Source organism: Vibrio sp. 779(2023), from assembly GCF_033344285.1.
GTDB lineage: Bacteria > Pseudomonadota > Gammaproteobacteria > Enterobacterales > Vibrionaceae > Vibrio > Vibrio alginolyticus.
This window is the reverse complement of sequence record NZ_JAWPOM010000250.1, coordinates 1-1,013: the sequence shown is the minus strand read 5'-3', so window position 1 is coordinate 1,013 and position 1,013 is coordinate 1. Positions and strand designations below refer to the sequence as shown.

At 42.3% G+C, this 1,013-nt stretch carries 1 protein-coding gene; it reads left to right on the top strand.

Translation table 11 applies throughout. The features are described 5' to 3' along the window. The first annotated feature begins 599 nt into the window (after positions 1 to 599). On the top strand, positions 600 to 839 hold the full coding sequence (locus tag R8O70_RS26525) for a transposase (RefSeq protein ID WP_162400399.1): 240 nt from the start codon (positions 600 to 602) through the stop codon (positions 837 to 839). The last annotated feature ends 174 nt before the right edge of the window (positions 840 to 1,013 follow it).

The following is a 1,013-nucleotide window of genomic DNA, read 5'->3' as shown; positions in this document are numbered from 1 at the left end:
CCTAGCAGATACACTAGAGAAGCAAAATCTAACCAAAGCTGCTCACGAAGTCTCTCGTAAAGCTCTGATGCTGGTTCAGCACGACTAACCAGTAACAACATTATCAAGCCGACAGTTTACTGTCGGCTTTTTATTGCCTGCCGTTTATCCATAACCATCAACACGTATTACATTAACTACAAACCCAGTCCCTCTCTCTTAAACCACTCGCTACAGTTTGACCCTTATCGTTTTTTTGGCTTTTCTCCACCCACGCCAATGAGCACCACTCAACAGACAAGTAATACCAATCTAAGTAAAAACATGATCCAATTGAGGCTGTCCAACAACAGAACTGATTCGCTATGGACAGCCTCAATAATATCGACTTTAAAAAACTCGCAAGTCAGCAAAAATCCATTCAGATGAAAATGAGACCACTGGCCCTTGCTCATTTCAAAGATGGACACTCACGCACACAAATCGCCAAGTTTCTCAAGGTAAGCCGAACCAGTGTCAATAAGTAGGTTTAAACCTTTCTTGAAGAAGGGCTGGAAGGACGGTAAGAAAAGCCAAGAATAGGAAGACCACCATTCTTAACTTCTGAGCAAAGAGAGCTGTTGAGCCAATACATAAAAGATAAAGCCAATGACTTTAAAACTGTCAGTGTCATCAAACTTCCGCCCTATTCTCCAGAGCTAAACTCTATCGAACAAGTCTGGAGTGGGTTGAGACAACGCTATTTAGCCACCAATCTTTTACTGATTACGACAGCATCATCTCCAAAGTCTGTGATGCATGGAATCGTTTTTTGGATAGCTCCAAAAGAGTCACCAAAATGTCTTCGAGAAGATGGATAGACCTGACCAGTTAGTTTTCCAGATTGGGGCAACCCCCTCTCATTTCCAGCTTGCGCTGAAATAAAAAAGCCTCGCTATTTCTAGCGAGGCTTCTTAATTGTACTGAGAGTCAGGGTGACGACCGACTTGGGATTTAATACAAACCCCATCTAATTCTCAAACGTCAAAAATGAC